This window comes from Streptomyces sp. NPDC006294, assembly GCF_042870895.1.
Classification (GTDB): Bacteria; Actinomycetota; Actinomycetes; order Streptomycetales; family Streptomycetaceae; genus Streptomyces.
Map to the genome: position 1 here is coordinate 81,678 of NZ_JBIAHV010000017.1, position 20,903 is coordinate 102,580.

A 20,903-nucleotide genomic window follows, 5' to 3' on the forward strand; every position below is an offset into this window, starting at 1 on the left:
GGTGCGGAACACGGGTCGCGGTCGGCGTTGTCAGCGGGACGGTCCACAATGGTCGGCGTCAGACGCCCACCTGGTACGTGAAGGAGCAGCAGCCGCGATGGCCCGCCGCAGCACGAAGACCCCACCGCCGGACGACTTCGAGGAGAGGATCCTCGACATCGACGTGGTGGACGAAATGCAGGGCTCCTTCCTCGAGTACGCGTACTCGGTGATCTACTCCCGGGCCCTGCCGGACGCACGCGACGGCATGAAGCCGGTGCACCGCCGCATCGTCTACCAGATGAACGAGATGGGACTGCGTCCCGACCGCGGCTATGTGAAGTGCGCCCGCGTCGTCGGCGAGGTCATGGGAAAGCTGCACCCGCACGGTGACGCGTCGATCTACGACGCCCTCGTGCGCATGGCGCAGCCGTTCTCCATGCGCCTTCCGCTGGTCGACGGCCACGGCAACTTCGGCTCGCTGGGCAACGACGACCCGCCCGCCGCCATGCGGTACACCGAATGCCGGATGGCCGACGCCACCAGCCTGATGACCGAGTCGATCGACGAGGACACGGTCGACTTCCAGTCCAACTACGACGGCCAGGAGCGCGAGCCCGTCGCGCTGCCCGCCGCCTATCCGAACCTGCTGGTCAACGGCGCGTCCGGGATCGCGGTCGGCATGGCGACCAATATGCCTCCGCACAATCTGGGCGAGGTCGTCGCCGCGGCGCGCCACCTCATCCGGTACCCCGGCGCGGACCTCGAGACGCTGATGCGCCATGTGCCGGGCCCCGACCTGCCGACCGGCGGCCGCATCGTCGGCCTGAGCGGCATCAGGGACGCCTACGAGTCGGGCCGCGGTTCGTTCAAGATCCGCGCCACGGTGTCCGTGGAGAACGTCACCGCGCGCCGCAAGGGCCTGGTCGTCACGGAACTGCCCTTCACGGTCGGCCCGGAGAAGGTCATCGCCAAGATCAAGGATCTGGTCGGGTCGAAGAAGCTCCAGGGCATCGCGGACGTCAAGGACCTCACCGACCGTTCGCACGGTCTTCGCCTGGTCATCGAGATCAAGAACGGCTTCATCCCGGAGGCCGTGCTCGAGCAGCTGTACAAGCTGACTCCCATGGAGGAGTCCTTCGGCATCAACAACGTGGCGCTGGTCGACGGACAGCCGCTCACGCTCGGTCTGAAGGAACTGCTCGAGGTCTATCTCGACCACCGCTTCGAGGTCGTCCGGCGACGCAGCGAGTTCCGGCGCACCAAGCGCCGCGACCGGCTGCATCTGGTCGAGGGGCTGCTCGTCGCCCTCATCGACATCGACGAGGTCATCCGCCTCATCCGGTCCAGCGAGAACTCGGCGCAGGCGAAGGAGCGGCTGATCGAGCGCTTCTCCCTGAGCGACGTCCAGACGCAGTACATCCTCGACACCCCGCTGCGCCGGCTCACCAAGTTCGACCGCATCGAGCTGGAGAGCGAGCGCGACCGGCTCAACGGTGAGATCGACGAGCTGACCGGCATCCTCGAGTCGGACTCCGAGCTGCGCAAGCTGGTCTCCGCCGAACTGGCCTCTGTGGCGAAGAAGTTCGGCACCCCGCGGCGCACGGTCCTGCTGGAGTCCGCGGGTTCACCCGCGCCGGCGGCCTCGCTCCAGGTGGCGGACGACCCGTGCCGGGTGCTGCTCTCCTCCACCGGTCTGCTCGCGCGCACGGCCACGGGCGAGCCGCTCGACGAGGGCCGGAGCAGACGCACCAAGCACGATGTGATCGTCTCGGCGGTGCTCACGACCCAGCGCGGCGAGGTGGGCGCGGTGACGTCGGCCGGGCGGCTGCTGCGGCTGTCCGTGATCGACCTGCCGCAGCTGCCGGACACGGCGACCGCGCCCAACCTCTCCGGAGGAGCGCCGATCTCGGAGTTCCTGTCGCTGGAGGGCGACGAGACGGTCGTCTGCCTCACCACGCTCGACGAGTCGTCGCCGGGGCTCGCGCTCGGCACACTGCAGGGCGTGGTCAAACGAGTGGTGCCCGACTACCCCTCCAACAAGGAGGAGCTGGAGGTCATCACGCTCAGGGACGGCGACCGGATCGTCGGCGCCGTCGAGCTGCACACCGGTGAGGAGGACCTGGTCTTCATCACCTCGGACGCCCAGCTGCTGCGCTATCCGGCCTCGCAGGTGCGCCCGCAGGGCCGTCCGGCGGGCGGTATGACCGGCGTCAAGCTGGCGGAGGGCGCGGAGGTCATCTCCTTCACCGCGGTGGACCCGGCCGGGGACGCGGTCGTGTTCACGGTGGCGGGTTCTCACGGCACGCTGGACGACTCGATCGCGACGGCGAAGCTGACGCCGTTCGACCAGTACCCGCGCAAGGGCCGGGCCACCGGCGGGGTGCGCTGTCAGCGCTTCCTGAAGGGCGAGGACGTGCTGGTCCTGGCCTGGGCCGGCGCGGCGCCGGCCAGAGCGGCGCAGAAGAACGGCTCCCCCGCCGAGCTCCCGGAGATCGACCCGCGCCGCGACGGCTCAGGCACGCCTCTCACCTCGCCGGTCGCGGTGCTCGCGGGCCCGGCGAGCTAGGACGACGCAAGGCTAGAGCGCGTAGCTGTCGAAGGGGTCCTCGGACGGGTCGTCCGAGGACCTTTTCGGTACGTAGCGCAGGACGCCCCACAGGCTGTGCTCCTCCGGGGTGTCCTCGGCTCCGGTGACACGGGCTGAGTCGAGTTCCGCGACCAGGGCGGGGGCGTCGACACCGGAACCGATGAGCACCAGCTCGGTCCGGCGAGCGGTGTCGCCCGGCGGCCAGGGCTCGGGGTAGAAGCGCAGGAACCGGCCCACGGAGTGGACCGCGTACCGGTTTCCCGGGTCGAGCGCGCCGAAGTCGACGAACCCCTTGATGCGGTAGAGCCCTTCGGGGCGGGAGTCGAGGAAGTCCAGCAGCCGGCGCGGGTGCAGCGGGTCCGTCGAGACGAACGAGGCGGTCTCGTAGGCGGTGTGCAGATGGCCGTCGTGATGATCATGACCGTCGTGGTCGTCGTCGTAGAGGTCCTCGAAGGACAGCTGGCCGACCCGCTCGGTCCGCGGCCGCGGTTCGAAGAACAGCTCCGGGTCGACGCGCCCGTACGACGCCGGGATCACGGCGGCGCCCCGGGCGAGCCCGGTGACCGTCTCGCGCAGCGCGCGCCGCTCCGCGTCGCCGACCCGGTCCGCCTTGTTCAGTACGACGAGGTCGGCGACGGCCAGGTGGCGGTCGGTCTCCGGATGCTTCTCCCGGGTCCGCTCGAACTCGGCCGCGTCGACGACCTCGACCAGGCCGCCGTACACGATCCGCTCGTTGTCGCTGGCCAGGACCATCCTGACCAGCTCCTGCGGTTCGGCGAGGCCGCTCGCCTCGATGACGATCACGTCGAGACCGGCCGCGGGCCGGGTGAGCCGGTCGAGGAACACGTCGAGCTCGCTCGCGTCGACCGCACAGCACAGGCAGCCGTTGCCGAGCGACACCGTGGAGTCGCCGAGCTGTCCGGCCACGGTCATGGCGTCGATCTCGATGGACCCGAAGTCGTTGACGATCGCCCCGATCCTGGTCCCGCGGCTGGTGCGCAGCAGATGGTTGAGCAGCGTCGTCTTGCCGGATCCCAGAAAGCCCGCGAGGACGATGACGGGGATCTGCGGCTTGCTCAAGACGGCACCTCCGGGACTGCGACGGCTGCGGGCCCCAGGATATGGGGGGCTGCCACGTGACGGTCCTTTCGGGCAGGTGGGACTCCGCCGCCGGCCCCGTCACCCCTGCCGTGCCTGCCCGTCGACCCCCGTACCACCAGCTCCGGTTCGAACAGAAGCTCCCCCGGCGGCACCTCGCCGCCCTGGATCTGGGCGCAGAGCGGTTCGACCGCCGCCCGCCCCATGGACTCGATCGGCTGGCGGACCGTCGTCAGCGGCGGCTCCGTGCAGTTCATGAACGCGGAGTCGTCGAAGCCCACCACCGACACGTCACCGGGCACGCCGAGCCCGCGCCGCCGCGGATCGGGTTCTGCAGCTCGGGCAGCACCAGCCCGACCAGCCGCGCGCGCTCGCCCCGCAGCTGGGTCGGCCGCTCGTAGCCGAGGACGTCCAGGGCCGTCAGCACGGACTGGCGGGTGGCCTCGGAGACTCCCGGCTTGCCGTTGAGGACACGGCTGACCGTGGCCTCGCTGACCCCCACCTTCTTCGCCACCTGAGCAAGTCGTCGCGTCACGCGCGCAAGACCAGCGCAAGCCATGCAAGCGGCTTGCGCTGATCCCACACCGGGACGACTGATCCCACACCCGGTCGCAAGGCCGCCGCAAGCACCGCAAGCGGCTTGCGTGGGCACCGCATTTCCGGAATGGAGCCGCCCCCCTTACCGTTCGTAGGCATGAGTCCCGCACCGACCGCCCCCGCCCGGCGACGGCGGTTCGGCTGGCCGCGGCGGGTCTTCTCCCAGGTGCTGCTGATGCAGCTGGCGATCGTCACCGGGGTCACCGCACTGGCCACCGGCCTGTTCCTCGCCCCGCTCGGCGCCCAGCTCGACGACCAGGCGATGCGCCGCGCGCTCGCCATCGCGGAGACGACGGCGTCACCGGAGCTCGCGGAGGAGCTGACCGCCTCCCGGCCGACCGCCGACGGACCGGTGCAGGCCGAGGCCGAGCGGATCAGGCTGGCCACCGGGGCCGAGTACATCGTGGTCATGGACGGCCGCGGGGTGCGCTGGTCCCACACGTCCCCCGAGCGGATCGGCCGGGTCGTCTCCACCGACCCGAGCGAGGCGCTGGCCGGGCAGGACGTGATGGAGATCGACAGCGGCACCCTCGGCCGCTCCGCCCGCGGCAAGGTGCCGCTGCGCGACACGGACGGGACGATCGTCGGCGCGGTGTCCGTCGGGATCGAGTACGACAGCGTGCGGGCGCGGCTGCTGGCCGCGATCCCGGGGCTGCTCGCCTACGCCGGTGGCGCGCTGGCCGTCGGGGCGCTCGCCGCCTATCTCATCTCCCGCCGGCTCCAGCGCCAGACCCACGACCTCGCCTTCTCCGACATCTCCGCGCTGCTCGCCGAGCGTGAGGCGATGCTGCACGGCATCAGGGAAGGCGTCGTGGCGCTGGACGACGCGGGGCGCGTCCGGCTGCTGAACGACGAGGCGCAGCGGCTGCTCGGCGTGGGCCCCGAGGCCATCGGCCGGCCGCTGGAGGAGGTCCTCGGCGAAGGGCGTACCAGCGATGTGCTGGCGGGCCGGGTGAGCGGGGACGATCTGCTGACCGTACGGGGCAGCCGGGTCCTCGTCGCCAACCGGATGCCGACCGGCGACGGCGGCGCCGTCGCCACGCTGCGCGACCGGACGGAGCTCGAGCAGCTGGGCCGGGAGCTGGACTCCACCCGCGGTCTGATCGACGCGCTGCGCGCCCAGGACCACGAGCACGCGAACCGGCTGCACACCCTGCTGGGCCTGCTGGAACTGGAGATGCACCAGGAGGCGGCCGACTTCGTCACGGAGGTCGTCGGGGTGCACCGGACGACCGCCGAGCAGGTCACCGAGAAGGTCCACGACCCGCTGCTCGCGGCGCTGCTGGTCGGCAAGGCGACGGTCGCCGCGGAGCGCGGCGTCTCGCTGGGCGTCGCCCCGGCGACCCTGCTGCCCGACCGGCTGGTGGATCCGCGCGGACTGGTGACGGTGGTCGGCAACCTCGTGGACAACGCGCTGGACGCGGCCACGGGCACATCGGACCCGAGGGTCGAGGTCGAGCTGCGCGCGGAGGGCAGCACGGTGGTCCTGCGGGTCTCGGACAGCGGCCCCGGTGTCCCGGACGGACAGCGCGAGCTGATCTTCACGGAGGGCTGGTCGACCAAGGAGCTGCCGGCCCACGGCAAGCGCGGCCTGGGTCTGCCGCTGGTGCGCAGGTTCGCGGAGCGGCAGGGCGGCAGCGCGGCGGTCCGCGCGGCGGCTGCGGGCGGCGCCGAGTTCAGCGTCGTACTGCCGGACGCCCTGACCGAGCCCGGCGCCTCGGACGGCGCACCGGCGGAAGAAGCCGGGACCGGGGCGCCGGCGCCCCGCACACGAGAGTTCCGGCAGGCACGATGATCAACGTACTGGTCGTGGACGACGACGTCCGGGTCGCGGAGATCAACGCCGCCTACGTCGCCAAGGTCGCGGGCTTCCGGGTCGTGGCACGGGCCCACTCGGCCGCCGAGGCGCTCGCCCGTGTCGCCGAGGTGCCCGTCGATCTGATCCTGCTCGACCACTATCTGCCGGACGAGACCGGACTGTCGGTCGTCCGTGACCTCCGTGCGCTCGGCCACCAGACGGACGTGATCATGGTGACGGCGGCCAGGGACGTGGCCACCGTCCAGGCGGCGATGCGCCACGGAGCGCTGCAGTACCTCGTCAAGCCGTTCAACTTCGCCGGGCTGCGCGCCAAGCTGGAGGCGTACGCGACGCTGCGACGGACCCTCGACGGCGGCGGCGAGGCCGAACAGGCGGAGGTGGACCGGATCTTCGGCACCCTGTCGGCCGGTGTGATCGCCCCGGAGCTGCCGAAGGGACACTCGCCGACCACGGCGGAACTCGTGCGGCAGGTGCTGCTGGCCGCCGACGGCCCGCTGTCGGCCCAGGAGATCGCGGACCGGGCGGGGGTGAGCCGGCAGACCGCGCAGCGCTATCTGAAGCTCCTGGAGCGGTCGAGCGGGGTCCGGCTGACGCTCCGGTACGGCGAGACGGGCCGCCCGGAGCACCGCTACGTGTGGGCGTCGAGCGTCTGACGGGCGTGGGCGGGCCGGCCCGTTCGCGCGCCACCAGGGCCGGTCAGACCGCGCCGGCTCCGGTGAGCGCCCGTACCTCGGTCTCGGCGTGCTTCGCCGCGTCGGGTGGCTCGGAGGAGACGACCGTGCCGATCCAGCCGGCGAGGAAGCCGAGCGGGATGGAGACGAGCCCCGGGTTCTCCAGCGGGAAGACATGGAAGTCCACACCGGGGAAGAGCGACCGCTCACCGCCGGAGACGACCGGTGACAGGACGACCAGCAGCACGGCTGGCACGAGCCCCCCGTAGACGGACCAGACCGCACCGCGCGTGGTGAAGTTCCGCCAGAACAGCGAGTAGAGCAGGACCGGAAGGTTCGCGGAGGCGGCGACGGCGAAGGCCAGGCCGACGAGGAACGCGACGTTCAGGTCGCGGGCCAGCAGCCCGAGGGCGATCGCGACCGCGCCGATGCCGATGGCGGCGACGCGGGCCACGGCGACCTCGCCGTACTGCCGCCGCCGGCCGGAGGGGCGACGGCTCCGCAGTGTGGCGTACAGATCGTGGGCGACGGACGTGGAGGAGGCGAGGGTGATGCCGGCGACGACGGCCAGGATCGTCGCGAACGCCACGGCCGCCACGACCGCGAACAGCACGGTGCCGCCGGTGGAGCCGGCGCCGCCGCCCAGATCGAGGGCGAGCAGGGGGACGGCGGTGTTGCCCGCGGCGTTGGACGCCCGGACCTCCGAGGTGCCGACCACGGCGGCCGCTCCGAAGCCGAGCACGATCGTCATCAGATAGAAGCTGCCGATGAGCCCGATGGACCAGACGACCGAGCGGCGGGCGGCCCGCGCGGTCGGCACGGTGTAGAAGCGCGCCAGGATGTGCGGCAGCCCGGCCGTGCCGAGGACGAGCGCCAGGCCCAGGCTGATGAAGTCCAGGCGGGCGGTCCAGTCCCCGCCGTACCTCAGGCCGGGGGCGAGGAAGTCCGTGCCGTGACCGCTGCGGGCGGCGGCGGAGTTGAGCAGCTGGTCGAAGTCGCCGTGGAAGCGCACCAGTACGAGCACGGTCAGTGCGATCGCGCCGGCCATCAGCAGCACGGCCTTGACGATCTGGATCCAGGTGGTGGCCCGCATCCCGCCCAGCGACACGTAGATCACCATCAGGGCCCCGACGCCGACGACGGTCCACGAGCGCGCGGCCCCGCTCGTCCCACCGAGCAGCAGCGCGACCAGGCTGCCGGCTCCCACCATCTGCGCCACCAGATAGAGCACGGAGACGGTGATCGAGGAGGTCCCCGCCGCGATCCGGACGGGCCGTTCCCTCATCCGCGCGGCGACGACGTCGGCGAGGGTGAACCGGCCGCAGTTGCGGACCAGTTCGGCGACGAGCAGGAGGACGACCAGCCAGGCGACCAGGAAGCCCACGGAGTAGAGCATGCCGTCGTAGCCGTAGAGCGCGATGAGGCCGGAGATGCCGAGGAAGGAGGCGGCGGACATGTAGTCGCCGGCGATGGCGAATCCGTTCTCCATCGGGGAGAACAGCCGCCCGCCCGCGTAGAACTCCTCTGCGGAACCGCGCCTGTTGCGGCTCACCCAGGTGGTGATCGCGAGAGTGACCGCGATGAACACGCTGAACAGCAGCAGTGCGAGCGCCTGGTGATCCCCCGTCAACGCCTGGCCCCCCTGGTCATCTCCTGGGTGTCCCACCGCAGATCCAGTGCCGCCCGGTCGCGGCGCAGCCTGGCGTGGCGGACGTACGCCCAGGTCAGCAGGAACGTGGTGAGGAACTGCGCGAGCCCGGCGACCATCGCCACGTTGACCGCGCCGACGACCGGCCTGGCCATCAGGCCCGGCGTCGTCGTCGCCGCGACGACGTAGGCCAGGTACCAGAGGAGGAAGGCCGCGCAAGCGGGGACGACGAACCGCCGGTAGCGGGCGCGTACTTCCTGGAACGCCTCGCTGCGCTGCACCTCCAGGTAGATGTCCGCGGCGCTGGGCGCGGCCGCGGGGCCGTCGCCCGGGTCGGGCGGCCCGTCGGGGGCAGGAGCTCCGGTGCCGTCCCGGTCGCTCCAGCCGGAGGCCAGTGCGTCGCACCACGGGTCGTCGAGCCGTACCGGGGCGACATCCCGGTCTTGCTGCTTCTCCACCATCGACACTCCTCGCCGCGGCGAACCGTTCCGGCCGCCTGCCCAAGGATGGACAGAGTGGGAAGATCCAGGACTCTTCTCTTGAGGTCTTCACCCCATCAGGTGACGTTCCTCCCAGGAGGCTGCGCGAGCCCTTCCCGATAGGCGTACCGGACGGCCTGGGCCCGGTCGTGGAGTCCCGCCTTGGCGAACAGGTTGTTGATGTGGGTCTTCACCGTGGCGGTGGAGATGCCGAGGCGCCGCGCGATGTCGGCGTTGCCCAGCCCTTCGGCGATCAGCGTGAGCACCTCGCCCTCGCGTGCGGTCAGCCCGTCGGGCAGCCGGGGGCTGGAGTGAGCGGGTTCCGCAGTGACCTGTTCGATGAGCCGGCTCTGGACCACCGGGGAGAGTCCGGCCCGCCCGGCGACGACGTCCTGGATCGCCCGGACGATCTCGTCGCCGTCGGCGTCCTTGGTGAGGTAGCCCCGGGCCCCGGCCCGCAGCGCGGGGAAGAGCGAGCCGTCGTCGGCGTAGGTCGTGAGCACGACGACCTGGGTGGCGGGATGCTCCTCGCGGATCCGGCGGGTGGCCTCCACCCCATCGACCCGCGGCATTCGCAGATCCATGAGGACGACGTCGGGGGCGAGTTCGGCGACGAGGGCGACCGCCTCCGCGCCGTCCCTGGCCGATCCGACGACCTCGATGCCGGGCAGCAGTCCCAGCAGCATCACGATGCCCTCGCGTACCACCGCCTGGTCGTCGGCGACGACGACCCTGGCCGCCTCCCCGCTCACGCCGGCACCCGCAGCCGCACCACGAACCCCTTCCCGTCCGGTCCCGCCTCCAGCGTGCCGCCGAGCAGTTCGGCGCGCTCCCGCATCCCGAGCAGACCGTACCCGGCACCGGACGCCGTCAGGTCGCCGGCCTTGCGACGGGCTCCGAAGTCCCGGACCTCCAGGGAGATTTCACCCTCGCGGTACGCGAGCAGCAGCCGCACCTCGGCCCCCGGCGCGTGCTTGCGCACATTGGTCAGCGCCTCCTGCGCCACCCGCCGTACGGCCTGCGACGCCTCCGGCGGAAGCCGCCGCGGTTCGCCGGAGACCTCGGTCCGTACGCCGTCGTTGGCGGCCAGCTCGCGCAGAAAGTCCTCGACCGGAGCCATCTCGCCGCGCAGCGCGGACAGCGCCTGCCGCGTCTCCGCGAGCCCCTCCCGGGCCATCCCGCGCGCCGCCACCACGCGCTCCAGGATCTGGTCCCGGAAGGCCCCTTCCGGTTCCCGTTCGATCTGCAGCCTGGCCGCCTCCAGATGCACGAGCTGCGCGGACAGGCTGTGCGCGAGCACATCGTGGATCTCCCGGGCGATACGGGCCCGTTCGGCGAGAGCGGCCGAGACCGCCTCCGCCTCACGGGCGGCCCGTTCCTGGGCCAGCAGCCGGAAACCCGCCCCGCGGGCCTCCGCGTCCAGTCGCAGGGCGTAGCCGCCGAGCGAGACCGAGGCCAGCGTGACGGCGTCCCCCCAGTCGCTGCCGTCGATCAGCGCGAACCCCGGCATCATGACCGCGACCACCACCAACGCGGCGGGGAGCGGGAGCCGCTCCACGGCCATGACACAGACGCCGATCCACACCACCACCGCCGCGACGTACGCCTCCGCGAGGCAGGCGCCCCATCCGACGGCGGCGAAGACGGCGAGCAGCGCCAGCGACGGCGCCAGACGATGGGCGAGCGTGGTCAGGCGGTAGCGCGCTCCCGCGGCGACGCAGGCCGCGAGGGCGGCGGGCGGCAGCACGGCGCCCCGGCCGTGGAACACGTCCGAGGAGTAGGCGCTGGCGACGGCCCAGGTGGCCAGCGCGACGAACAGGGCGATGTCGAGCGCCATCCGGGCCCGTGGGACGCCGATACGGGACAGCGCCTCCCGGGTGGGCCACCGGGTCCACTCGCCACCGCGCACGTCCGCCTCCTCGGTCCGGGCCGATGCTACGGAGGGCGGCGGCGCCGCGGATCGGACCGGGGGTGGAGCCGTCGTCTCCACCCCCGGGTGGGCAGGGCCCGGCGGTTGGGCCGTCAGGCGTCGATGCGCGAGCGGTCCAGGGTGGCCGCCGAGCTGGTGATGAACTCCTTGCGGGGCGCGACCTCGTTGCCCATGAGCAGGTCGAAGACCTGCTCCGCGGCCTCCAGGTCGCCGATGTTGATCCGGCGCAGCGTGCGGTGGCGCGGGTCCATCGTGGTCTCGGCGAGCTGGTCGGCGTCCATCTCTCCGAGGCCCTTGTAGCGCTGGATCGAGTCCTTGAAGCGGACCCCCTTGCGCTGGAACTCCAGCAGGGTCTGCCGCAGCTCGTTGTCCGAGTACGTGTAGATGTACTTGTCCTGGCCCTTCTTGGGCTGGACCAGCTCGATCCGGTGCAGCGGCGGCACGGCCGCGAAGACCCGGCCGGCCTCCACCATGGGCCGCATGTAGCGCTGGAAGAGCGTGAGCAGCAGGATCCGGATGTGGGCGCCGTCGACGTCGGCGTCGACCAGCAGGACGATCTTCCCGTACCGGGCGGCGTCGATGTCGAACGTACGGCCCGAGCCGGCTCCTATGACCTGGATGATCGCGCCGCACTCGGCGTTCTTCAGCATGTCCGAGACGGACGCCTTCTGAACGTTGAGGATCTTGCCGCGGATCGGCAGCAGCGCCTGGAACTCGCTGTTGCGCGCCAGCTTGGCGGTGCCGAGCGCCGAGTCCCCCTCGACGATGAACAGCTCGCTGCGCTCCACGTCGTCGCTGCGGCAGTCGGCGAGCTTGGCGGGCAGCGAGGAGGACTCCAGGGCCGTCTTCCGGCGCTGTGCCTCCTTGTGCTGGCGGGCGGCGATGCGCGTACGGGCGGCCGCGACGGCCTTCTCCAGCACCGCGCGGGCCTGGGCCTTGGCGTCCCGCTTGGTGGACGTCAGGAACGCCTTGAGCTCCTTGGCCACGACGGCCGCGACGATCCTGTTGGCCGCCGAGGTGCCCAGGACCTCCTTGGTCTGTCCCTCGAACTGCGGCTCGGCCAGCCGGACGGTGACGACGGCGGTGAGGCCCTCCAGGGCGTCGTCCTTGACGATGTCGTCCTCGGCGACGCGCAGCATCTTGGCGGAGCGCAGCACCTCGTTCATCGTCTTCGTCACGGAGCGTTCGAAGCCGCTCACATGGGTGCCGCCCTTGGGGGTGGCGATGATGTTGACGAAGGACTTGAGCGTGGTGTCGTACCCGGTGCCCCAGCGCAGCGCGATGTCGACGCCGAGTTCGCGGGTGACCTCGGTCGGCGTCATGTGACCGCGGTCGTCGAGGACGGGGACGGTCTCCTTGAAGGTGCCCTGGCCGGTGAGCCGCACCACGTCGCAGACGGCCTTGTCCTGGGCCAGGTACTCGCAGAACTCGCTGATGCCGCCGTCGAAGCGGAACGTCTCCTCTGTCTTGCCCGCGCCCTCCAGGGCGCGCTCGTCCCGCACGACGATGGTCAGGCCGGGCACCAGGAAGGCGGTCTGGCGGGCGCGCTGGTGCAGGTGGTCCAGGGAGAGCTTGGCGTCCTTCAGGAAGATCTGCCGGTCCGCCCAGTACCGGACGCGGGTGCCGGTGCGGGCCTTCGGCACGCGCTTGATCTTGCGCAGTCCGTTGGCGGGGTCGAAGGGGGCGTCGGGACCGGACTCGGTGAAGATCCCGGGGACGCCGCGGCGGAAGCTGATGGCGTGCGTGGAGCTGTTGCGGTCGACCTCGACGTCGAGCCGGGCGGACAGGGCGTTCACCACGGAGGCACCCACGCCGTGCAGACCGCCGGACGCGGCGTACGAGCCGCCGCCGAACTTGCCGCCGGCGTGCAGCTTGGTCATGACGACCTCGATGCCGGAGAGGCCGGTCTTCGGCTCAACGTCGACGGGGATGCCGCGGCCGTTGTCGCGGACCTCCACGGAGCTGTCCTCGTGGAGGATGACCTCGATGTGGTCGCAGTACCCGCCGAGAGCCTCGTCGACCGAGTTGTCGATGATCTCCCAGAGGCAGTGCATCAGGCCCCGGCTGTCGGTCGACCCGATGTACATGCCAGGGCGTTTGCGAACCGCCTCGAGCCCCTCAAGTACGAGCAGGTGCCGCGCGGTGTAGTTGGAACCGTCACGGTCTGCGGTCAGCAGCGCACTGGACGGCACGGACGTCTCGGCGGTCACGCGGTTCGCTCCTCGCTGAATTTGGAAAGTGGCCTGTGGGGGTATAGGCCTGGCGTCTGTCACCGGGTCAGAGCGTACAGAGGCCTGGTAGAGCCGATGTAACGCCACCCACGTGAAAACTCATGCTAGTCCAGAGTCGCAAAGGTGTTCGATCCCTCGATGGGGTGACGTGCACATCACGTTCCCTTCCAGGCATGAACCATTTAGGCTCCGGGCACGTCCTCATGAACAACCGGCAACCCAGCCGGGAGGGCCAAACGAGACAAGCAACGCGAAATCCGTAGAGCGAAGCAATACGGCTCATTCGCCGCCAACCGGCAGCAGACAGCCACCTCGGGAAAAAGTTTCGAGGAAAAGCCACGAGCGGGAACGTTTTCGGGCTGGTTGGATGTTGACCCTGGTACGACAGCTCGTCGAGCTAGAGAAGAGGCGACGTGACTACTGTTCTGACCCCCGCGAGCCCGCTGACGGCCGCTGACCGCTGCGACCGCTGCGGCGCCCAGGCGTATCTGCGCGTCGTACTGATCAGCGGTGGTGAACTGCTCTTCTGTGCCCACCACGGGCGCAAGTTCGAGCCGGAACTCAAGAAGATCGCCGCGGAAATACAGGATGAGACGGACCGCCTGACGGCCGTGCCGGCCGGCGCCGGTGAAGAGGACCACTGACGCCTCACATCCCGACGAGCCAGTAGCCGGTCCTGGACCGGCCGACGGGCGGCTCCCCCGGACACCGGGGGAAGCCGCCCGCTCTCGTTCCGTCACCGATCCCGGCCGTGCCGGCCGGTGCGGACGATCAGTCGCCCGCCCCTGTCAGGGGCGGAGCCACCGCCGCGACCCTCGTGTAGACCCCCGGCCCGTCGGGCCGTCCGCAGCCGCTGCCCCAGGAGACGAGGCCGATCAGCCTGCCCTCGGCGATCAGCGGACCTCCGCTGTCCCCCTGGCAGGCGTCGTGGCCGCCCTGCGGGTCCCCGGCACACAGCATCGTGGACGGCTGGTACCTGCTGCCCCGCCCGCCGGGATACGCGCTCGCGCACGTCTCGTCCGGCAGTACGGACACCCGCGCCGCCCTCAGGGCGGACGCGTAGCTGCCGTCACCCTTCGTGTCGCCCCAGCCGTAGACCGTGGCGGCGGTGCCGGCCTCGTACGCCGGGTCACCCGCTTCGGCCACCGGCAGCACGTGATCCGCGGGCAGGGCCTCGGCCAGCGTCAGCAGCGCCATGTCGGCGCTGTTGGTCACCGGGTCGTACTCGGGCGTCACCCAGGTCTCCCGCACCGGTACCTCCTGCCCGCCACCGCCCGTCAGCTCCGAGCGGCCCGCGATGATCTGCAGGTCGCGCACGGACGCGGCGTCCTCGCCGAGCACGGCCGTGCTGAGGCAGTGGGCGGCCGTCATCACCGTGGTCGGCGCCACGACCACGCCCCCGCAGAACTGTCCGCCGCGCGTTGCGCCGAACCGGTCACGGCTGGCAAGCGCCACGACCCACGGGGTCTCCTCGGCACGCACCTCGTAACCGCCGATGACCACGCTGTCCGCGGCGGCGGGCAGGGGCGTCGCCAGTGGTGTCACGACCGCTGCTGCGATCAGGGCCGGCACCCCGGCCAGGGCTCGGGCAGTGGGCCGACGCATATGGTCTCCTGACTCTGCGTGAATCCGGTCCAACTCAGAGTCCGCCAACCGGCCGCCCCGCGCACTCCATGGCACGACGAACGACCCGGCCTCCAGGGTGATCCGGGTCCTTCGTCACGGGCTCTCGGGCCGACGTCTGTTCGACCGTGTACGGACCGGCCGCGGACCGCCGACGACGCCCGCGCCCGCGACGATCCGGACCAGGCAGGATCGTGGCCCCGCGTCGCCCGTCCGGCGGCACGAAAACGCCCCCGACCGGCGGATTCGCAGGTCGGGGGCGTTCTGTGGGGACTGGACTCAGTCGAGGTAGTCGCGGAGAACCTGCGACCGCGACGGGTGGCGCAGCTTGGACATCGTCTTCGACTCGATCTGGCGGATGCGCTCGCGCGTCACGCCGTAGACCTTGCCGATCTCGTCCAGGGTCTTCGGCTGGCCGTCCGTGAGGCCGAAGCGCATCGAGACCACGCCGGCCTCACGCTCGGACAGGGTGTCGAGCACCGAGTGGAGCTGCTCCTGCAGGAGGGTGAAGCTCACGGCGTCCGCCGGGACGACCGCCTCGGAGTCCTCGATCAGGTCACCGAACTCGCTGTCGCCGTCCTCGCCGAGCGGGGTGTGCAGCGAAATCGGCTCACGGCCGTACTTCTGGACCTCGATGACCTTCTCAGGGGTCATGTCGAGCTCCTTGGCCAGCTCCTCCGGGGTGGGCTCGCGGCCCAGGTCCTGGAGCATCTGGCGCTGCACACGGGCGAGCTTGTTGATGACCTCGACCATGTGCACCGGGATACGGATGGTGCGGGCCTGGTCGGCCATGGCGCGGGTGATCGCCTGACGGATCCACCAGGTGGCGTACGTGGAGAACTTGTAGCCCTTGGTGTAGTCGAACTTCTCGACCGCGCGGATCAGACCCAGGTTGCCCTCCTGGATCAGGTCCAGGAAGAGCATGCCGCGGCCGGTGTAGCGCTTGGCCAGCGAGACGACCAGCCGGAGGTTGGCCTCCAGCAGGTGGTTCTTGGCGCGGCGGCCGTCCTCGGCGATGATCTCCAGCTCGCGCTTGAGCTTCGGCGCCAGCTTGTCGGAGTTCGCCAGCTTGTCCTCGGCGAACAGGCCCGCCTCGATGCGCTTGGCGAGCTCGACCTCCTGCTCGGCGTTGAGCAGCGGGACCTTGCCGATCTGCTTCAGGTAGTCCTTGACCGGGTCGGCGGTGGCGCCCGCGACCGCGACCTGCTGCGCGGGCGCGTCGTCCTCGTCGTCGTCGGAGAGGACGAAGCCCTTGTTCTCGCCCTCGGGCTCTTCCTCATCGCTCTTGGCGCCGGGCTGGACCTCGTCGAGCAGCTCCTCACCGTCGGCTGCCTCGTCGGTGTCCTTCTTGGCGGCGGTCTTCTTCGCCGTCGTCTTCTTGACGGCGGTCTTCTTCGCCGCCGTCTTCTTGGCCGTCGTCTTCTTGGCGGCCGTCTTCTTGGCAGGCGCGGTCTCCGAGGACTCGTCGGCCGGGACCTCGACGGTCTCGGCCGCCGGGGCCGTGGTGGCCGCGACGGTCTTCGCCGTGGCGGTCTTGGCCGCGACGGTCTTGGTGGCGGTGCGCTTGGCCGGGCTCTTCGCAGCGACGCTCTTGCGGGCGCGCTTCGGCGACTCCGCTGCACTGACCATCAGCGTCACACCCTCTTCCTCGAGGATCTGGTTGAGGCTGCGCAGAACATTCTTCCACTGGGTTGGCGGAATCTGGTCAGCCTCGAAGGCCCGACGCACGTCATCGCCGGCGATCTGCCCATCAGCCTTTCCCCGCTCGATGAGCGCCATCACAGACTCGGACTCGGCGATCTCCGGCGGGAGCGTACGGGATGTGCTGGCCGACACGAACAACCTCTCGGAACGATGGAAACGGCTTCCGGCCCCGCCCATGATCGGGCCGAAGCCGACGACCACCGGGCTGCGGATGTGCCGGTGGCGCGGGCGGAACCCAGGAGCTGTCACAGCGCCGTGTGCGGCTGCTGTATTCCCTCCTCGGCTGTCACCTCTTAGGTCATCGCGCAGCCTCGAGGAGTGTTACGCCCAATCCACGTGGCCCCAGTCACACCCCAAAAGCGACCGAACGGTCAAAGCGGGAAGTTTGCGACATGATGCGTCGCCGGATCCCCTCGGAATCCGGCGACACATCCTCTCGGAATCCGGTGACCCGCGGTCCGGACGCCTTCCCCATCCCCGACCGCCGACGCTGTCAGTGCTCACGCGGCGCGGGGACCACTCGCTCCACTTCCGGGTGAACCGTGAGCAGCTGACGCATGGCCGATTCCGCGGCGGGCCCGTCGCCGGAGGCGAGGGCGTCCGCGATGCGGGCGTGGTGCGACAGCGACGCCTCGGTGGGCCGGTCACAGCCGGTGACCGGGGCGCCGGACACCTGGAGCGCCGCTGAAACGATTCCGGACAGATGCTCCAGCATCCGGTTGCTCGCGAGCTGGATCAGCAGCGAGTGGAACTCGGCGTCGGCGCGCGAGAACGTGAGCGCGTCCCCCTGGGCCAGGGAGTGGCCCATGATCTCGACCATGTCGCCGAGGCGCTGCTGGACGTCCTCACGGCCGTGACCGGCGGCGAGCCGGGCGGCCAGCGGCTCGATCGTCCAGCGCAGCTCGCCCAGCTCCCGGCGCTGGTCCTCGCGCTGCGGGCCGAAGGCGCGCCACTCGATGATGTCGGGGTCGAGAAGGTTCCAGTCACTGACGGGGCGGACGCGGGTGCCGACATTGGGCCGGGCGCTGACCAGCCCCTTCGCCTCGAGCACCCGGAGCGACTCCCGCACCACGGTGCGGGAGACCTCGAAGCGCTGGCCGATCTCCTCGGGTACGAGCGGGCGGTCCGCCCCGAGGTCGCCGGAGACGATCATCTGGCCGAGCTGCTGGACGAGTTGGCCGTGCAGGCCGCGACCGCGGCTGCCCGCGCTGCGGCGGCCGACCCGGCCCAACTCCGCGTCCGAGCCGTCCCACGAGGGAGGGCCGACGCGGTCGGCGACGGGCGATCCGCCGTAGCCGTAGCGGTCGAGTTCCCCCGGACCGGCAAGGCCGTTCTCGGTGGGGCGGGCGGCGGTCATCATGGTGTGCGCAAGGGTACTCACGCATCCTTTGTCGGCTCCGCTTCCGAGCCCCTTGAGGTCTTTGGTGAAAAGCACACGAAAGGGTGATCGGCGCTCGCCCCTCAATTGACGACTTATCGTAAGGAAACGGGCATTACCCAAGTCGTCGTGGGCAGTTCGCGAACAGACAGTCACCCCTCGGTCACCAAAAGGCCCTCCGGCGAAGACCGGTGAAGGCGTACGCGCAGACGAGCGCCGCCAGCGACAGCGCGATCGCGGCCCCCATGGGCTGGGCCAGCAGCCGCCCCGCGGCGATCAACCATCGGTCGGCCTGCTGAGGGAGCTCGAGCCAGGCCAGGTCGCGCAGTCTGCCGGGAAGTCCGGTGATCGAGCGGGCCGCCGGTACGACGATCACCTTGTGCACGAGCGGCGCCACCAGTACCGGTGCGGCGAGCACCGCGGCCACCCCTGCGGCCGTGACACGGAAGACGCCGGCGGCCAGCAGGCCGGACCAGGCGCTGCCGACGCAGAGACCGCCCCAACCAGCCGCCGTGCCCGCCCAGTTGCCGGGCACGGCCATCAAGTCGGGCCCGTACATGAGGCGCAGCGCCTGGAAGTCGGCGGCCACGACGAGACCCGCCAGGACCAGGGCCGCGACCGCGGTCACACCGAGCTTGGCCAGGAGCAGGCCGAGTCGGCGCGGCACGGTCCCCCGGGCGGCGGCGAGAGCGGGGTAGCGGAACTCCTCGCCGAAGGCGAGGGCCCCGATCAGACCCGCCCCGAACGCAGCCGGAGGCAGCGGCAGGTAGTCGGGCCACGCGACGACGGCCCGGGGGTGCAGAGCTCCTTCCGTCCGGGCCAGCAGCACGCACAGGGCGAGGGAGGCGGCGAGCGCGGCGAGGGCGATCACGGGGGCGGTGCGGACGCCCAGCAGGCGGCGGACCTCGTAGCGCAGCGGCCATCGCGGGCTGCGCACCGGGCGGGCGGGCTTCGGGAGCGCGACGGGGACGGGATCGATGGGGCAGGGTCCTGCGTCGGAGGTGGCAGGGGACCTGACGTCGGGCGTGCCCGGCAGGGTGTCCGGGGTGCCCGGCAGGGTGTCCGGGGTGCCCGGCAGGGTGTCCGGGGTGCCCGGCAGGGTGTCCGGGGTGCCCGGCAGGGTGTCGGGGGCGGGCGACGGCTCGCCAGAGGTACTGGAGCGGGCGTCGGAGGTGGTCGGTCGGTCGGGGGCGGGCGACGGCTCGCCGGAGGCGGCGGGCGTGGGGACCGGGACCGCGGTGGCGGTGGCCGTGGCCGTGGCCGTGGCGGGCAGGCTCGCCCCGGGGGCCGGGTCCAGGGCGGGCCTGGTGTCGCCGACTTCGTCCGTGAGGCGGTGGACGAGTACTCCGTGCCGGAAGGCCGCCTCACCGACCTCGGCGCAACTGCTGCCGAAGACTGCCAGCCCGCCACCGTGTTCGGCGACCACTTCCACCGACCGTCGCGAGGCCCGGGCCTCGCGTGCCAGGACGGCCGCGAGCCGGGCGGCGTGCGGGGTACGGACGGCGACACGGGGGCGGAGCCGGGTCCGCGAGAAGTCGGCGGCTTCCTGGTCCGCCACGAGGCGGCCCTCGTGGAGCGTGACGACCCGATCGGCGAGCTTCCCGGCCTCCTTGGGGTCGCGCATCGTGCACAGGACCGTTCCACCATCCGCGGCGTGCGCCCGCAGCAGCGCGGACAGCCAGCTCCGGTCGCGCGGGGACAGCTCGCGGAACGGCTCGTCGAGGACGAGCGTCTGCGGATCCCCCAGCAGGGCGGACGCCAGACCGAGCCTGCGGTCCATGCCGAGAGACAGCCGCCCCAGCTGCTCCTGCGCGAGAGCGCCGAGGCCCACGACGTCGAGCAGTTCGTCGGCGCGGGAGGCCGGCACCCCGACGGCCGCGCTCAGCATCCGCAGTTGGCTGCGGGCCGTCCTGGCGGGGTGCCCCGGCACGTCACCGAGCAGGACGCCCACCTCGCATGCGGGGTTGGCGATGCGATGCAGCGGGTTCCCGCGGAAGTACGCGACTCCCCGGCCGGCCTCGAGCCCGAGGGCAAGTCGCAGCGCTGTCGTCTTCCCGGCGCCGGACGCGCCGAGCAGCACCGTGACGCGGCCCGGCCCGGCCTCGAACGTGAGGTCGTCGACGGCGGGCCGACGCTCCCGGCGGCGGGCACTGGTCAGTCCGACGGCCTGGAGCATCGCTTCTCTCGCCTCTCTCGCGGAAGGTGAGACCGCTCAGCGGCAGCACGGGTACCGCAGCAAGATAACGCGACATTTCAGACTTCTTGCGCATGGTCGGCAGCCCAGGGTGTCAGAACGCGACCGATGCGCCGACCTCCGCGTGATCAGACCTCAGGGCGCAGCATCGGCGGGTTCAGCACCGTGGCGCCACCGGCCCGGAAGAGCTGCGCAGGGCGGCCGCCCTGCCGGGTGGTCGTGCCTCCGGCCGGAACCAGGAAGCCCGGCGTGCCGGTCACCTTGCGGTGGAAGTTACGAGGGTCCAGGGCGACGCCCCACACCGCTTCGTACACCCGCCGCAGCTCCCCCACGGTGAACTCCGGCGGACAGAAGGCGGTGGCCAGCGAGGAGTACTCGATCTTGGAACGGGCGCGCTCCACGCCGTCCGCCAGGATCAGCGCGTGGTCGAAGGCGAGCGGTGCCGGCTGTTCCTCCTCGCGCGCGAAGACGCTGTCACGGGCGAGAAGCTCCTCGACCGGCGCCCAGCGCGCACTGTTGGCGTCCCCGCCCGCCCGGGGTGCCGGCAGGTCCGGAGCGAGCACGAGATGCGCGACGCTCACCACCCGCATGCGGGGATCACGCCTGGGGTCGCCGTAGGTGGCGAGCTGTTCCAGGTGGGCGCCGTTGGCAGCGCCCGGGGACGCCGGGTCGTGCGCGCACAGGCCCGTCTCCTCGGACAGCTCGCGCGCCGCTGCCGCCGCCAGGTCCTCGTCGCCCCTGACGAAGCCGCCGGGCAACGCCCACCTGCCCTGGAACGGCGGCTCCCCACGCCGCACGACCAGAGCGCAGAGCGCGTGCCGACGCACGGTGAGCACGACCAGATCGACAGTGACGGCGAAGGGCGGAAAGGCCGACGGGTCGTAGGGCGACATGCCGCGATCATAGTCGTCTGCCTGACGATAAAGACACCCTTCGCCACCTGCACGGGCGGATTCCTCACC

General features: G+C 71.4%; 15 protein-coding genes and 1 pseudogene. 4 read left to right on the plus strand and 12 right to left on the minus strand.

From position 1 onward, the window contains the following. Nucleotides 1-97 precede the first annotated feature (97 nt). Nucleotides 98-2,548 carry a DNA topoisomerase IV subunit A gene (locus ACFYOP_RS27280; protein WP_356895888.1) on the plus strand — a complete coding sequence of 817 codons (2,451 nt, stop codon included), beginning with the start codon at nucleotides 98-100 and terminating at the stop codon, nucleotides 2,546-2,548. Nucleotides 2,549-2,560: 12 nt separating this feature from the next. On the opposite strand, the gene ACFYOP_RS27285 is transcribed toward ACFYOP_RS27280, so the two are convergent. Next, nucleotides 2,561-3,649 carry a CobW family GTP-binding protein gene (locus ACFYOP_RS27285; RefSeq protein WP_356895886.1) on the minus strand — a complete coding sequence of 363 codons (1,089 nt, stop codon included), beginning with the start codon at nucleotides 3,647-3,649 and terminating at the stop codon, nucleotides 2,561-2,563. 104 nt (nucleotides 3,650-3,753) lie between these two features. After that, nucleotides 3,754-4,202, minus strand: a pseudogene (locus ACFYOP_RS27290) (substrate-binding domain-containing protein); the annotation flags it as partial. A gap of 159 nt (nucleotides 4,203-4,361) precedes the next feature. Between ACFYOP_RS27290 and ACFYOP_RS27295 the strand changes: the two are divergent. Further along, nucleotides 4,362-6,059 carry a sensor histidine kinase gene (locus ACFYOP_RS27295; protein ID WP_356895884.1) on the plus strand — a complete coding sequence of 566 codons (1,698 nt, stop codon included), beginning with the start codon at nucleotides 4,362-4,364 and terminating at the stop codon, nucleotides 6,057-6,059. After that, entirely contained in the window at nucleotides 6,056-6,736 is a 681-nt protein-coding gene (locus ACFYOP_RS27300) for a response regulator (RefSeq protein ID WP_356895882.1), read from the plus strand. Before ACFYOP_RS27295 ends, ACFYOP_RS27300 begins: the two co-directional genes overlap by 4 nt. Nucleotides 6,737-6,779: 43 nt before the next feature. Here ACFYOP_RS27300 and ACFYOP_RS27305 read toward each other — a convergent pair whose 3' ends face one another. The 5 genes from ACFYOP_RS27305 to ACFYOP_RS27325 all read right to left on the minus strand — a co-directional run bounded on the left by ACFYOP_RS27305 (nucleotide 6,780) and on the right by ACFYOP_RS27325 (nucleotide 13,021). Further along, on the minus strand, nucleotides 6,780-8,384 hold the full coding sequence (locus ACFYOP_RS27305; RefSeq protein ID WP_356895880.1) for a cation acetate symporter: 1,605 nt from the start codon (nucleotides 8,382-8,384) through the stop codon (nucleotides 6,780-6,782). After that, complete coding sequence (locus tag ACFYOP_RS27310; protein WP_356895878.1) at nucleotides 8,381-8,863, minus strand: DUF485 domain-containing protein; 483 nt, start codon at nucleotides 8,861-8,863, stop codon at nucleotides 8,381-8,383. The genes ACFYOP_RS27305 and ACFYOP_RS27310 overlap by 4 nt, the downstream gene beginning before the upstream one ends. A 95-nt stretch (nucleotides 8,864-8,958) precedes the next feature. Further along, the gene (locus tag ACFYOP_RS27315) at nucleotides 8,959-9,633 is read right to left on the minus strand and encodes a response regulator transcription factor (protein ID WP_356895876.1); all 675 of its coding nucleotides are present in this window, start codon (nucleotides 9,631-9,633) and stop codon (nucleotides 8,959-8,961) included. Beyond that, complete coding sequence (locus ACFYOP_RS27320; RefSeq protein WP_356895874.1) at nucleotides 9,630-10,790, minus strand: sensor histidine kinase; 1,161 nt, start codon at nucleotides 10,788-10,790, stop codon at nucleotides 9,630-9,632. The genes ACFYOP_RS27315 and ACFYOP_RS27320 overlap by 4 nt, the downstream gene beginning before the upstream one ends. 113 nt (nucleotides 10,791-10,903) lie before the next feature. Continuing rightward, entirely contained in the window at nucleotides 10,904-13,021 is a 2,118-nt protein-coding gene (locus ACFYOP_RS27325) for a DNA topoisomerase IV subunit B (RefSeq protein ID WP_356895872.1), read from the minus strand. Between the two features lie 434 nt (nucleotides 13,022-13,455). On the opposite strand from ACFYOP_RS27325, the gene ACFYOP_RS27330 reads away from it, so the two are divergent. Further along, nucleotides 13,456-13,686 (plus strand): hypothetical protein, encoded by a 231-nt coding sequence (locus tag ACFYOP_RS27330; RefSeq protein WP_100109587.1) that lies wholly within the window; start codon nucleotides 13,456-13,458, stop codon nucleotides 13,684-13,686. Between the two features lie 127 nt (nucleotides 13,687-13,813). Here ACFYOP_RS27330 and ACFYOP_RS27335 read toward each other — a convergent pair whose 3' ends face one another. The 5 genes from ACFYOP_RS27335 to ACFYOP_RS27355 all read right to left on the minus strand — a co-directional run bounded on the left by ACFYOP_RS27335 (nucleotide 13,814) and on the right by ACFYOP_RS27355 (nucleotide 20,834). Continuing rightward, nucleotides 13,814-14,647 (minus strand): serine protease, encoded by an 834-nt coding sequence (locus tag ACFYOP_RS27335; protein ID WP_356895869.1) that lies wholly within the window; start codon nucleotides 14,645-14,647, stop codon nucleotides 13,814-13,816. Nucleotides 14,648-14,944: 297 nt separating this feature from the next. Beyond that, nucleotides 14,945-16,501, minus strand: a complete 1,557-nt coding sequence (locus tag ACFYOP_RS27340; protein ID WP_356895867.1) for an RNA polymerase sigma factor — start codon at nucleotides 16,499-16,501, stop codon at nucleotides 14,945-14,947. A gap of 361 nt (nucleotides 16,502-16,862) precedes the next feature. Beyond that, nucleotides 16,863-17,750 (minus strand): FadR/GntR family transcriptional regulator, encoded by an 888-nt coding sequence (locus tag ACFYOP_RS27345; protein WP_356895865.1) that lies wholly within the window; start codon nucleotides 17,748-17,750, stop codon nucleotides 16,863-16,865. A gap of 160 nt (nucleotides 17,751-17,910) precedes the next feature. After that, nucleotides 17,911-19,923 carry an ATP-binding cassette domain-containing protein gene (locus ACFYOP_RS27350; protein WP_356895863.1) on the minus strand — a complete coding sequence of 671 codons (2,013 nt, stop codon included), beginning with the start codon at nucleotides 19,921-19,923 and terminating at the stop codon, nucleotides 17,911-17,913. A gap of 146 nt (nucleotides 19,924-20,069) precedes the next feature. Further along, nucleotides 20,070-20,834, minus strand: a complete 765-nt coding sequence (locus tag ACFYOP_RS27355; protein ID WP_356895861.1) for an NUDIX domain-containing protein — start codon at nucleotides 20,832-20,834, stop codon at nucleotides 20,070-20,072. Between the last annotated feature and the right edge of the window lie 69 nt (nucleotides 20,835-20,903).

Bases quoted from the DNA above. Each gene is read 5' to 3' on its own strand.
- ACFYOP_RS27280 (WP_356895888.1), top strand. From the start codon at position 98: ATGGCCCGCCGCAGCACGAAGACCCCACCGCCGGACGACTTCGAGGAG.
- ACFYOP_RS27295 (WP_356895884.1), top strand. From the start codon at position 4,362: ATGAGTCCCGCACCGACCGCCCCCGCCCGGCGACGGCGGTTCGGCTGG.
- ACFYOP_RS27300 (WP_356895882.1), top strand. From the start codon at position 6,056: ATGATCAACGTACTGGTCGTGGACGACGACGTCCGGGTCGCGGAGATC.
- ACFYOP_RS27310 (WP_356895878.1), bottom strand. From the start codon at position 8,863: ATGGTGGAGAAGCAGCAAGACCGGGATGTCGCCCCGGTACGGCTCGAC.
- ACFYOP_RS27335 (WP_356895869.1), bottom strand. From the start codon at position 14,647: ATGCGTCGGCCCACTGCCCGAGCCCTGGCCGGGGTGCCGGCCCTGATC.
- ACFYOP_RS27350 (WP_356895863.1), bottom strand. From the start codon at position 19,923: ATGCTCCAGGCCGTCGGACTGACCAGTGCCCGCCGCCGGGAGCGTCGG.
- ACFYOP_RS27355 (WP_356895861.1), bottom strand. From the start codon at position 20,834: ATGTCGCCCTACGACCCGTCGGCCTTTCCGCCCTTCGCCGTCACTGTC.